Consider the following 14,164-nt stretch of genomic DNA (forward strand, 5'->3'; position numbering starts at 1 on the left):
CGGCAACCACGCCCACTGTTGCCGTCTCGTAAGAGGCAATGTCGAGCGTTTCGGCACCACCCGTCAACGCATCTGCACCGGCACCACCGATCAGGATGTCGTTGCCCGTGCCACCCAACAGCGTGTTGGCAAGCTCGTTGCCGATCATCTTGTTGTCGAGTGTGTTGCCGGTCGCCGTGATGCCGGAGAGCCCGCCCCCGATCGTCAGGTTTTCCACGAAACCCGCCATCGTGTAGCCGGTGACTCGCACGTCGACCGTATCGGTACCCTCACCGGTCAGCTCGGTGACCACATCGGTGGTRTTGCGAACGATGTAGGTGTCGTCGCCCTTGCCGCCCTTCAGCGTGTCGATCGCTGCCGTCGCCTCGATGCCGCCATCCAGCACGTTGGCGCCGGCATTGCCGGTGATCGTGTTGGCCAGGTCATTGCCGGTGCCGTTGATATTACCGGCACCCATCAGCGTCAGATTCTCGACGTTCGCAGAGAGCGTGTAGGTCGCGGCCGTCGATTGCACCGCATCCGTGCCACCGGCAGATACTTCTACGATGACATCGGCGCTTGAATCGACGACATAGGTGTCGTTGCCAAGGCCGCCGGTCAATGTGTCGTTACCTGCTCCACCATCGAGGCTATTGGCGACACTGGTCCCGCTCAACACGTCATTGAAGGCCGAGCCAGTCAGATTCTCGAAATTGACGACCGTGTCTCCAGTCGCGTCACCGCCGCTAGCCGCACCCGTCGTGAGATCAACGGTCACGCCAGCATTGGAGCCGGTATAGGATGCCGTGTCGATACCCGCACCGCCGTCCATCGCATCGCCGCCAGCACCACCCGTGATGACGTTGGCCGTGGTCGTCCCCATCAACACGTCGTTGAACGCTGACCCGATCAGATTATCGATCGATGAGTAGGTATCGCCAGCGGCTTCGCCCGTGTTGCTTGCCGACGTGGTCAGGTTCGCCGTCACGCCGGCGCTCGCCAAGGCGTAAGAAGAGGTATCGTTGCCACTGCCGCCGACCAGCGCGTCGGCGCCCAGGCCACCTACGAAGATATTATCCGTGGCGTCACCGGTGAGACTGTCGCTGAAGTTCGTGCCGATCAAATTGGCGATACCAACGAGCGAATCGCCGACGGCTTCACCAGCATTGCTGCTTGGTGTCGTAATGCTGGCGGTCACTCGTGCCAGTGCGTTCGCATAGGAGACGGTGTTGCTGACAACCCCATCACGATATTCACCGCGGATGACGTCGAGATCGGCGGCGTTCGCGGCCACCGCAATGGCCACATCGGCCAAGGTCATATTGGTCGCGGTTACTTTCGACAGATAGTCGTTCTGCACCAACGATGAACGCCAATCACCCAACGCGTTCTTGTAGATCAAGTCGATGAAGGCCGCGTTCGTAAGAGTCCCGTATTTCGCCGTAAACTCCGCCGAGGCGATGATGTTGGTTGCCAGAAACTTCTGATTGAAGCTGCCGTTCTGGATGTATTGCGCCAGCATTTCGCGTTCATCGCCACTCATGCCGCGGTCAAGCAAAGTGACATAGAGCGCATTCGCCTGGTCGATATATTTCTGCTCGGTCGCCAAATCGATCTGGATGGAACCGGATGCCGCCACGACGACGTCCGTCGTCGTCTGCCCCCATAATGTCGTGTTGGAGATATTCCAGCTCCAGGTATCGACACCATTGGCGTCAACGACGTGCGACGCGCTCCCCGCCAGCTGGGCGGCGTTGGTACGGACCCATTCATAGCTGCCATTGGCCTGGGCAAACTCGGTCTTGGTGTCCAGGAATGTCACGGTATCAGTGGTTGTCGTCACCGTCTTGACGACTTTGTAGGTCGCCTGCTCATCATGGTCGTGACCCAAGGGGGTCAGGATCTCTTTGACAATGGCATAGGAGACATTTGTGACGTTCCACACCATCGTGCTCGGATCAGCCGCTGCCAGCGCATTGGCGCTCGTCGTGTAGACCGTCTGCTTCGTCTGCACACCGGTCGTGTTGCTATAGTCGATAACCGTCGTGGTGCGGCTACCGTCGGCGGCCGTCGTCAGCGTAAACGCGCGCTCAATAATACCGTTGCCGTCATTGTCGAGTGTTACGTTGGCGGTCGATCCGTCGGCGCTGGTGGTCGTGACGGTTCTTGCCTTGAGCAGGCCGGCCGCGTAGCGGAATTCCTCAACACGGCTCTGGCTGCCATCGGCGTTGAGCGTGATCGTGTCAGTGCCGATCTGGTCCGTGACCCCATCGCCATTGGTGTCGAACAGCGATTTCGTCAGCAAGCCATCCGCGCTGACGGTCGTCACGGTCTTGTCGAGGAGCGAACCGCGGCTGTCGAAATGCTGCGACGTCTCGATCGTTCCACCATCGAGGCCGATCGCCTTCGTCTTGACCTCGTTATAGCTGGGTGCGCCACCGACACCGGTGCCGGTCCGTGTGGTCGTGACGCTGCCGTCGGCATTGAGCACGGTGGTCTCGAACTGGTCGAATACGCCGTTGCCGTCGGAATCCCGTTGCAGGGTCCTGGTGCGGCCATCGGCACTGGTGACGGTCACGTCTTTGCGCAGCAGCAGGCCGTTGATCGCACTCTGGCTGATGAAGGTTTCCGTCTTGCTGCCATCGGTCGCGATCACAATCGTCGTCACATTGTCGGCGACATTGTCACCGTTGAGGTCGAGCTGAACGCTGCGAGACAGTCCGTCGTCACTGGTGGTGATCGTCGCCTGGTCCTTGAGTGCACTGCCGACCGTCGCGGTAGTGATCGTCTCGGTCCGGCTGCCATCGGCATTCAGTACAATGACGTCGGTCGTGTTCTGATCATAGGTGTTTTGGCCACCCAGCAGGGATGTCGCGATCGTGGTCGACAGGCCATCGGCACTTGTCGTCGTCACGATCTTGTCGTCGACGGATCCGTCCTGCGTGAATGTTTCGGTGACGCTGCCGTCGGCGTTGAGCACCTTTTGGGTGATCTGCGTATCCAGCACCGCACCGGCTGCATCCTTGAGCTGGACCGTCTCGGTGAGGCCATTGGCGCTGGTCGTTGTGACCAGAGATGACAGAGCCACGCCCGCCGTGCTGAAGCTCGCCACCGTATCAACGGTGTCACCATTGTTCTGCAGAACACTGGTTTCCTGCTTGACCACGACACCACCACGGGCCTCCGTGACCGTGACAGTTTTCTGGTCGCCGCTGACCTGCGTCACCGTTTGCGAGCGGTTGCTATTGTCGGCATTGGTCTCAGTCACCGTCTTCGTCGTGCTGCCATCGGCATTTAGCGTGGTGACGCTGACCTCCGTCAAATCGAAGGTGCCATCGCCGTTGTCGTCCGATTGCGTGGTGGAGATGAGGCCGCTGGCGCTCACCGTTTGAACCGTTTTGCTGATCAGACCCGCCGCATTGGTGCGGGTGACCGTCTGCGTCGTACTGCCATTGTCGTTGAGAACGGTGATCGACCTGGTCGTGTAGTCGACCGTGCCATCTCCGTTCTGGTCGGTCGCACTCGTCACGACGAGGCCGTTGGCAGATGTCGTCTTATTGGTGCGATTGAGCAATACGTCCGTGGGTGACAGATTGCTGACCGTCTCGACAATGTCACCATCGGCTTCCACGATCCGCGTATAGCTCTGCTTGGTGTTGACCGAGCCGCTGCTGAGTGAATTCTGCGTGACCGTGCGACCATCGGCGCTGGTCGTGGTCACGGATTGATCGCGCAAGCCGCTGTCGTTGGTATTGGTGACAGTCCGAGTCGTGCTGCCATTGGCATTGAGGATCGTGACATCGGTAGTTGTCAGATCGGTATGAATGTCACCATTAACGTTTGTCAGCGTGGTGACCGAAAGCCCATCGTCGCTGACATTCGTACTGACTTCATCGCGCTTTGAGAGATCCGTGTTGAAGTCGGTGACAGTCCGGGTTGTGCTGCCATTGGTATTCAGCACGGTGATGTCGATCGTCTTGAGATCGATCGTCGCGTCGCCGTTCGCGTTGACCAGGGTCGTTTTGGTCAGGCCATTGGCGCTGACGGTCTGGATTACCTGGGATATCTGGCTGCCATTGCCGGCCTTGTCCGTGACGATCTCGGTTCGGCTGCCATTGGCGTTGAGTGTCACGATATCGGTGGTCACCCGATCGGCGACCGTATCGCCATCCAGATCCTTTTCGGTCGTCTTGGAGAGACCGTTGGCGCTGGTCGTAATGACGGCCTTGCTGATGAGCGAGCCGTCGGCGTTGAAATTGGTGATCGTGTCGGTCACGATACCGGTCGCGGCGCGGACGATCGTTTCCGTCTGGTCAGTATGACCATCTCCGTTCAGGTCGCGTACAGCGCTGATGTTGCTGCGGTCGGCGCTGACGCTGGTGACGGATTCCGCGCCGAGGTCGTCATTGGCAAAGGTGTCGGTAACGGTTTCTACGTAAGAGCCATCCCCATTGAGCACTGTGACATCCGCTCTGATCCGCTCAAAAGTCTCATTGCCGTCGCTGTTCATCTGCACTGTGACCGACATGCCATTGGCAGTGGTCGTGGTGATGGTCTGGCTGCGCAGCGACGTGTCTTTGTTGCGGACCGTTTCCGTCACTTCGGAACTGTCGCCGATGACAGTGACAGACGTGACAATCGCATCGACGTCATGATCGCCGTCAGCATCGATCTTGGTCGTCGTAGAGAGGCCGTTTTTGCTGGTCGTCGTCTCCGATCCCCAGATCAGATCGCCGTCTGCGGTCAATTCCTGAGCGGTATCGATACTGGTGCCATCGACCTGGACGACGATAGTCTCCACGCGATCATTGTGACCGTCCCCATCGCGGTCGATCTGGATGTCCCGTCCACGCCCGTCACCATCCTTGATGATGATCGTCTCGCTGAGCAGCGTGCCATTGTGACTGGTCACCGCAATGGTCTGGGTGCGGTCGCCACTTGGGATATCGAGGACGGTCTCGTCGTTCGTCGTAACGTCAAAGAGATCGTCGCCGTCGATATCGCGCTGCGTGATGACTGTCAGACCATCCGCCGACACGCTGGTGGCGGATTTATCGCGCAGAAAACCGTCGCCGTTCTTGTTGACTATCGTCGTTACATTCGGGCCACCGGCTGGCGCATCGACCGTGGAAATGCTGGTGAGATCGGTATTACCGTCGCCGTCGAGATCCGCGACCACCGTCCGGTCTTCACCAGTGGCGTCGGTGTCCGTCGTGACCATGCTGATGAGCGTGTTGTCGCCAGCCCTCTGCTCGACCACCCGCGTCCGGCTGTTTTCGCCGTAAAGGGATGTCGAACCGACACCGTGAACGACGGTCGCATCGATGATCTTGAGGTCCAGATCAGTGTCGCCATCAAGATCATGAAGCTCCGTCCGCGTCAGACCGTTGTTGGTGGTCGTGACGCTTTCGCTCCTGATCAGTGTATTGTTATTATAGTAGGCATGACCAATGGTGAGATCGCCGCCGACGGCAATGGTCCGCGTCTCGATTTCATCGAAGAAGATGCCCGTCCCGCGGGTATCGCGCGAGATCGAGACCGACTTGCCATCGGCGCTCGTCGTCGTGACCGTACGGTCGAGCAGAACGCCGCCGGCATTCTTGTTGATCAGCGTTTCCGTCTTGATGTGGGTGACGCTGTCGGTCACGACGTCAATCGACTGAACCTTGTCGACGATGCCATCGCCGTCATAGTCGAAGGTCGTGACACGCTGGTAGTCCACACCGTTGACTTTGGTCTTGGTGATCGATTCGTTGGCAAGGCTGCCATCGGCGTTGCGGCCTCGATTGGTGACGACAGTCCAGCCATTGCCATCGACAAATGTCGCGACGTCGTCGAGCGTGTAGCCTTGCGCTTCGGACGCCAACGTCACCGCCGCGGCCGTCCCCGTCGTGCCGTTCGTGCGGGTGAAGGTTGTCTGACCGTCGATCGACGAGCCGTCCGGCAACGTGATCTTGGTCGCATCCGTGGTCAGGTTGATCGAGGCGATGCCAAGTTCCGCCAGTGTCTTGACGCTGGTTGTGCCATCCGCATTGGTGACGACAATACGGAACTTGGAAAACTCCGCATCGCCAAACTCTGCGGCGCCGCTTATGATTCCATCATTGTTCAGGTCTCTTTCGCCGCTCAGAACACCGTCATTGTTTGTATCAAAGACCGAACGCAACGCCGCCATGTCATCCTTGGCGCTCGGATCCCAGTCAGTGAAGGTAATTTCTTTGCGTTCGGTGATCTCGCCATCACCGTCGGCATCGATCGCAAGCACGCCATTTCCAACGCCAGCCCATGCGGTGCGATGTAGGTAACCATCGCCCGCCGTGTCGAAGAATGTGTCTGATGACGACCGCTGCGTGACATTGATGCCCGCACCCGTCAAATCCAGCACGATCGGCCGTCCGAATGATCCTCCGCCGTTTCGTGTATCTGTCTTATCATTGTTCTTGCCACCCGGACCGTCTCCTCCGGGATCATCGCGGGCGTCACTATAATGAGCATTGCCATGATTGGCGCTGCTTCCACTTTCTGGGCCCCCGACGGAATTATTATGTCCATTGTGAACTCGATCCGTGTTGGGATCGAATCCGCCCCAATCGCTGTCGATCCCGTTGGGATTATAAGGATCCGTGCCGTAAGGAATTTCTTTGGGCACGACATGATCATATCGCGGTGGTAGATTTCGCGCTATCTCATCCGGCAACACAATGCCGCCAGGAGCCGGAAGTCCACCGGCAGTCACATTTCCTCCCGGAAATGTTGGAACAGTAACTACTTGTCCACCGCGATATCTAAATTCACCGAATAACTCGACCGCGAAAGTACCATAGTGATCGAGAACATAATCTAAAGCAGCAAGCATAGATGCCTTATAGGCGCTTATAGTGTTTGTACCCGGGACCGAAGGAGCTCCCGGGATCTTCTTTAGATCACCGACGATCGCGTCGATTGCGATTTTCTGTTGAGTAATATCGTACTTTGTATACTCAAGGGCTTGCTTTAACTTATCTCTGAAATCTGCAATTTGCTCAGGCGTCGACATCGGGTCTACAGGACCTTTGACGGTTATTTTTCGCTCTTTGAGATCGATAGCAATAACCGCACCGTTGGCATCCCTGACTGTAATGTGATCTTCGTCAAATGAAAACTGGCTGCCAGTATTGACGTCAGCAGCTGAACCTGAGAAATCTGTGCCCATGTGGCCCCCTACAAATCGCTGTGCATCCAAGATGAAGCGAGGAATGCTATTTCTTCGAACCTGTTTTTGATGCGTTGAATGCTATTCGGATCCGCCTAGCAAAACATCAATGCACTTGGCGAAATTCTGATCTAGTGAGGTGAAGTTTCTCGCGCCGAATCGCATCAATAAGAGCGGACCCTTTTCAGATTTGGCTTCCCGCACTTCGTAACAACCTGACAATATTGCCGCCGAATTTCGAAAGAGTAGTCGCGTTGGCCCATCGCCGAGTTCCATTGAGAATATTTGAATTCCGGTCCCTTGTTTAAAGGTATCGTATTCCACAATCATTTTTGCCGCCCCAAATCGTTTGGTAACCCCGGACAGGGTGTCCGCGTGAGCTCGCCTCAACAAATATTCAGCGATACTCGTTTCAAATCGAGCATCGCATTTACCGGCGCAAAAGAACTCAAACGCTTTCGAGGTTTCATTTTCTTGTGCGCCGGAAGAAGCGCAGAACAAGGTCGAGATTTGTAGTATGAGCAGAATGCCCAAAGATCGGCTAATCCAAACCAATAGCCTTTCGCTTTGAGCTCGGAACGATAAGGATGGTAGAAGTCGAAGCTTACGCACCATTTTCTCCTTTGCCCCAATTCCGTTGAAAAGAAGGAGTCTTGCTAACCTTGCGGCAGTCTAGCGCGCTCACCGCTCCCTCCCCGCCTCACCACCCATCTTCATGAGCGGCGAGAGGACGAACTCGATGAGCTTCCTGGTCCCGGTCTTGATCTCGACGGCGGCGACCATGCCGGGGCTGAGGTGCACGTTCTTACCATCCACATTCATGGTGTCTTTTTCGAGGCGGATGCGTGTCGTGTAGATGAGTCTTGGTTGCTGGCCGGCGGCACTCTGCTGCTCGACGGCGTCGTTCGAGATCGTGACCACATGGCCGATGAGCGTGCCGTATCTGGTGAACGGGAACGCATCCAACTTCACGACCGCTTCCTGGCCTTCTTCAACGAAGCCGATATCCTTGTTCTCGATCTCGGCTTCGATCTCGATGCCGGCGTCCTCCGGCACGATGACCATGATCGGTTTTGCGGGCTCGACGACGCCACCGATGGTGTGGAGCTGCAGCTGCTGCACGGTGCCAGCGACCGGCGCATTCAGGCGCTGCAGGGATTGGCGTTGGGTGGCCTTCTTCAACTCCTCGGTCAGCTGGCCCACCTTCTCTTCCGCATCGGTGAGCTCGAGGAGCCGGTCGCGGTCGAACTCCTCTTTCGCCTGGGCCATCTGGCGTTCGATACCGGCGATGGCGGCGCGGGCTTCGTTCATCCGGGCGGCCGCCATATTGCCTTCGCCCTCAAGGGCGATGAGTTCCTGCTGCATTTCCAGGAATTGCTGCTTGGGGGTGAGGCCTTTTTCCAGGAGCCCCCGGCGCGCTTCGACCTGTTCCCGCTTCAGCGGCAATTGCGCGCTGATCTTGGCGATCTCGGCCTGCGCTGCGACACCGCCGGCGCGCTGGCGCTCGAGCTCGCGGGCCAATCCGGCCATCTTTTCCGCCTGTTCGCCCAGCTGTGTGGCGCGAAGCGAGCGGGCCAACGCCAAGGTCGCGGGATCGAAGCCGGTGACCTCGCTGTCCGGCGCGTCCAGCACCTCACCGCCCGGCAGCCCTAGGATCGAGCGCAGCCGCGCCACCAGCAGCGCCTGGCGGGAGAGATCGTTGGTGAGCCGGTCGGTGTCGGCGCCGGTCGAGGTCGAATCCAGTTCCACCAGCAGATCGCCCTTGGCGACCTTCTGCCCCTCCTCCACCGCGATCTTGGTGACGACGCCGGTTTCGAAGGCCTGGATCACCTTCGTGCGGCCGGAGGGCACGATCTTGCCCTGGCCCACGGCCACGATATCGATCTCGCCCACACAGGCCCAGAGGAGGGCGATGGCGACAAAGGCCGAGATGGCTAGCGCGACTGCGCGGCCCAAGGGCGAGGGCGGCGTTTCCAGCACCTCGACCGCGGCGGGGAGGAATTCCCGCTCATGATCATTGTTGCCGAACATGCCGCCAAGCTTCCCCATGGCTTCGCGCACGCGGCCGGGCGGGAGGGCTACAACGTTGTCAGTGGACATGGGGTGCCTCCGATTGACGCGCGCACTCCCTCTCCCCTTGCGGGAGAGGGTCGGGGTGAGGGGGTGGTTGCAGCAGACTCGTTGATAGAGCCCCCCTCACCGGCTCGCTTTGCTCGCCACCCTCTCCCGCGAGGGGAGAGGGTTCAATCAGCCTGGCTTTCAACAGAGCTGCCGGGAGGGTGCCGTCACTGCGCGACATGCAGGCCTCCAGCGCTATTGGCCGCAGGCGGCGTCGCCGCGGCCCCCGCATCCGCGATCTGATAATTATAGAGCTGGGCGTAACGCCCCTTGCCGCGCATCAGCTGTTCATGAGTCCCGTCCTCGACCAGCCGGCCCTTCTCGATGGTGAGGATCCGATGGCAGGAACGGACGGCCGAGAGCCGGTGGGCGATGATCAGCACGGTGCGGCCCTTGGAGATCGCCACCATGTTGTCGCGGATGATGCGCTCTGACTCATAATCGAGGGCCGAGGTCGCCTCGTCGAAGATGAGGATCTTCGGGTTGTTGATGAGCGCCCTGGCAATGGCGATGCGCTGACGCTGACCGCCGGAGAGGCTGGCCCCCCGCTCGCCCAGCACGCTGTCATAACCCTGCGGCAGTTCCAGGATGAAGTCGTGGGCGCCGGCGAGCTTGGCGGCATTTACCACCCTATCCATCCCCATGCCGGGATCGGTCAGCGCGATGTTTTCCCGGACCGTGCCGCTGAACAGCACATTCTCCTGCAGCACCACGCCGATCTGCCGCCGGAGCCAGGCAGGATCGATGAGGGCCAGATCCATGCCGTCCACCATCACCCGGCCCCGTTCCGGCACGAACAGGCGCTGCACCAGCTTGGTGAGCGTGCTCTTGCCGCTACCTGAAGACCCCACGATGCCGATCGACTGGCCGGGCTGGATGTCGAGGCTGAGGTCGCTTAGCACCTCCGGCCCATCGGTGCGGTAGCGGAAGATGACATGATCAAAGGTGATGCGGCCGGCGAGGCTGGGTGGTGTCGCCTTGTCGGCCCGGTGCAGCGGCTCCGTGGGGGCGTTCAAGATGTCGCCCAACCGATTGACCGAGATCCGCACCTGCTGGAAGTCCTGCCACATCTGCGCCATGCGCAGGACCGGGCCATGCACCTGCCCCGCCAGCATGTTGAAGGCGACCAGGGCACCCACCGTCAGCTCGCCGTTGAGGACCGCCTTGGCGCCCAGATAGAGGGTGAGCAGGATGGTGATCTTGTTGATGAGCTGCGCCGTCTGGCTGGCGCCATTGCCGAGCTTGGTGACCCGGAAGGCGGCGGCGACATAGCCCGCCAGCTGTTCTTCCCATTTCCGCTGCATGCGCGGCTCGACCGCCATCGCCTTGCAGGTCTCGATGCCGGTGACTGACTCCACCAGGAAAGACTGGTTCTCGGCGCCGCGCGCGAACTTCTCATCGAGGCGCCGCTTGAACGCCGGGGTCACCAGCAGGGAGAGCGCCACATAGGCCGGGATCGCCGCCATGACGACCATGGTCAGCGTCGGGCTGTAATACCACATGACGGCCAGGAACACGCCGGTGAAGACCAGGTCGATCACCAGGGTCAGCGCATTTCCGGTGAGGAAGGAGCGGATATTCTCCAGCTCACGGACCCTGGCCACGGAATCACCCACCCGCCGCGCCTGGAAATAGGCCAGCGGTAGGGACAGCATGTGGCGGAACAGCTTTGCCCCCAGCTCGACATCGACCCGGTTGGTGGTATGGCTGAAGATATAGGTGCGCATGCCCCCCAGCAGCACCTCAAAGAGCGTGATGACGGCAAGCCCCATCACCAGCACATCGAGCGTGGTGAGGCCGTGATGCACCAGCACCTTGTCGATGATCACCTGGAAGAAGAGCGGCGTGACCAGGGCAAACAGCTGCAGCACGAAGGAGGCGATCAGCACTTCAGCCAGGATGCGCTTGTATTTAAGGATCGCGGGGATGAACCAGGCGATGTCGAACTTGGTAAACGCTTCGCCAAGCGACGCGCGCTTGGTCATCAGCAGCAGCCGCCCGGTCCAGATGCGCTCCAGCTCCGTGCGGGAGATCGCCATCGGCCGGTTCTCTTCCGGGTCGTGAACCAGCGCTTTTGCTTCATTCTCGCCTTCGGCTGCAGCAACCTTTGCGAGAACAAAATATCGACCATCGCGCGTTTCTGCGATGGCCGGCAGCGGTGTTTTGGTTAACCGGTCCCAGCCCGTGGTGACCCAGCGCGCCTTAAGACCCGATTCCCGTGAGGCGCGCAGTAGGTCAGCGTCTTCCAGTCCCTTGGGTCCGGGAGCAAAGCGATGCGAGAGTGCTTTAGCATCGACCGCCAAGCCATGGAACCGCAACATCAAAACCAGGCAAAGCAGCCCAGTATCAACGAGTTCCGGCGCTTTTGACGTCGCACCAACCGCATTGAGCGGCGCCGCCTGATCGACCACGCCCTACCCCTGTCAAAGAACCTCGCCACGAGACCCCTCCCGCGCTTGGCATGACAATATATGTCCGAAGACCTAGGACCGGACAAGCGAGATTTCTACTCTGACGCGATCGAGCGCTTAAATGTCACGCCCAAGCTGTGTGCAGGTCGAACAACCTAGGGTTTATTAACTCGCACGATTGTTGTAGGTACTTGGGTTGATTACTGTAGAACTTGCGATGAATAGCATCGGACCGGATTGCATGACGCGCCTTCGCGTAGTGCGAGAATGCAGTTTACAGCACCCCTGGGATGCTCTTTGCCGATTGCTGCTCGTTCTTAGCTTCGCATTGCAGTGGCAGTAGGTGGGCGTTGGATGCATTCCGGCCCGCGGCAGATGCCGCGGGCCGAGGCACCGCTATTTACACTTAGTGCCAAGCAGCCGCGAGCGTTGGCTGCAGACTCTGTTTTGTCGTCAGATCCAAATTGAGCTGGCCGACCGGCGGTGGACTAAATGATGCCATCGCAGTACGCAGCTGCTCGACATCGCTTGCCGTTGCATATTTGCCGTCGGAAAGTTGGATCCGGTCGAGCTGCCTGTCGACACCAGAATACCAGCCTTGGATAGTCGCACTATCATTGGTGCCAATGATTGACACGATCAAGTCGTTGCCTGACTGAGAGAACCAGAGCTGATCGCTACTGACACTGGCAAGGATCGCCAGTTTGTCCGCAGCTCCGTCTGTATCGTAAGTGTCGATAAGGTCTTGGCTGCTACTCCGGCCGAACTGGAACTCGTCCGCGCCGGCGCCACCAATTTGCGTATCGTTACCACCACCGCCGATCAGAACATCGTTGCCTGCAGCACCATCGAGCGTGTCGTTGCCGCCGGCGCCTGCCAGCATTTCGCTTGCAGTTGTACCTGTGAGGCTATTGCCGGCGTCATCGCCCGCAAGCGTCAAACCGTCACTATAGGTCCGTGTCGTGATAATGCCGCTCGTTGCCGTATAACTGACGGTGAAGCCGCCATTGGGGAGAGCCTCGACATAGGGTCGCGGAAAGGTTGCCGTTCCGGCGGTATTGACCTGGAACTCAGTCCCGAGCCGGGCGCCGGTGGCGTCATAAACCTGTCCATACAATTGGCCCGATGTCGACCAGCATGAGCGTGGCGCTGGTCGTTGACCGTCGTCGTGTTGGCAATGAATTCGGCACCGACCTTATTACCAAAGGCATCGTAGCGCTGGCCAACCACCGCAGAGCCATTGCCGTCCTGGCCACCTGACTGCCACGTCGCCAAGAACCCGCCATCTGCCAGGGCCGCGACCTGCACCCCCTCTTGAGTGCCACTCACATAGGCGTTGATCACGAAGTCGCCACCACCAACTTGCTGGCCTTGGGCGTTATATAACTGGCCACGAACATCGCTCGCACCGTCCTGCCACGCCACGACGAAGCCGCCGTTCCGCAGCGCCACCACATCCGGCATGATCTGGTTGCTGGCGGAAAGCGTATTCACACGGAATACCCCCCCGACCGCGTCGCCGGCACTGTCGAAGCGCTGCCCGGCGATGCCCTGCCCAGTGACGTCAACRCTCGTGCTGTCCCAGACCACCACATAGCCGCCGTCCGACAAGACCGTCACCGATACCCGGTTGGTCGGCATRTTRTCCGGCACCGATGSMKACARACTGACCGAGCGCGTCCAGGCAACGCCCACGGCCTGRCCCGCGGTATCGTAGCGCTGTAGGCTCAGCGTGTTCGTCGCACTGATCCGGGCCGTCACGAAGCCGCCATTGGCCAACGCCGCCACTGAGACGATGCCCAGGGAGCTGCCCAGGGAGAATTCCGCTCCCAGTGCTTGGCCCAGCGCATTGTAATACCGGCCCTTGGTCGTTCCCGAACTCAGCCAAGTTACCAACTGGCGGCCGTCCGACAAGGTCGTCACCGTCGTCAGATCACCGCCAGATGTCCCCGTCACCGCGATTGGCGTGGCCGCGGAACGCACCGGTAGATCGCCTAAGAAGCGCAGCTGTTCAACGCTACTGAGCGTGTCGGTGCCTTCATTGACAGCGCCAGCACGCAGATCCGTCACCTGGACCAGGCCATTGCCAAGATTGATGACGGTATAGTCGACAGACCGCCCCGAGAACACGGCAACATCATTGCCCGAGCCACCGATCAGCGTGTCGTTGCCCAGACCACCGATCAGCGTATCGTTGGCGGCTTTGCCATCCAGCACATCATTCGTGGCACCACCAATCAAGCCATCGCTCCCGCTATAATCGAGCACACGGGAACTGTACGTTCTGATAAGCGTGTCGCCGGTCCCATCGGTCCAACTGACGGTGAAGCCGCCATTGGGGAGAGCCTCGACATAGGGTCGCGGAAAGGTTGCCGTTCCGGCGGTATTGACCTGGAACTCAGTCCCGAGCCGGGCGCCGGTGGCGTCATAAACCTGTCCATACAATTGGCCCGATGTCGACCAG

General features: G+C 59.5%; 5 protein-coding genes and 1 pseudogene. All 6 read right to left on the reverse strand.

Annotation, left to right across the window (positions count from 1 at the left end; genetic code table 11):
* The coding region (locus tag AC1DWZ_RS23830; protein ID WP_477171458.1) for a DUF4214 domain-containing protein at positions 1–6,364 on the reverse strand (6,364 nt) is incomplete at its 3' end.
* Between the two features lie 888 nt (positions 6,365–7,252).
* Positions 7,253–7,705 (reverse strand): hypothetical protein, encoded by a 453-nt coding sequence (locus tag AC1DWZ_RS23835; RefSeq protein WP_477171459.1) that lies wholly within the window; start codon positions 7,703–7,705, stop codon positions 7,253–7,255.
* Positions 7,706–7,852: 147 nt separating this feature from the next.
* A complete protein-coding gene (locus tag AC1DWZ_RS23840; RefSeq protein ID WP_477171460.1) occupies positions 7,853–9,271 on the reverse strand; it encodes an HlyD family type I secretion periplasmic adaptor subunit in 1,419 nt (472 codons plus the stop codon).
* 185 nt (positions 9,272–9,456) lie between these two features.
* Entirely contained in the window at positions 9,457–11,700 is a 2,244-nt protein-coding gene (locus AC1DWZ_RS23845) for a type I secretion system permease/ATPase (protein WP_477171461.1), read from the reverse strand.
* A 406-nt stretch (positions 11,701–12,106) separates the two neighbouring features.
* Positions 12,107–12,640 carry a calcium-binding protein gene (locus tag AC1DWZ_RS23850; protein WP_477171462.1) on the reverse strand — a complete coding sequence of 178 codons (534 nt, stop codon included), beginning with the start codon at positions 12,638–12,640 and terminating at the stop codon, positions 12,107–12,109.
* Positions 12,637–14,164: pseudogene (locus AC1DWZ_RS23855) on the reverse strand (hypothetical protein); the annotation flags it as partial. The gene AC1DWZ_RS23850 and the pseudogene AC1DWZ_RS23855, both read right to left, overlap by 4 nt.

Source organism: Dongia sp. P2_B8 (assembly GCF_056404715.1).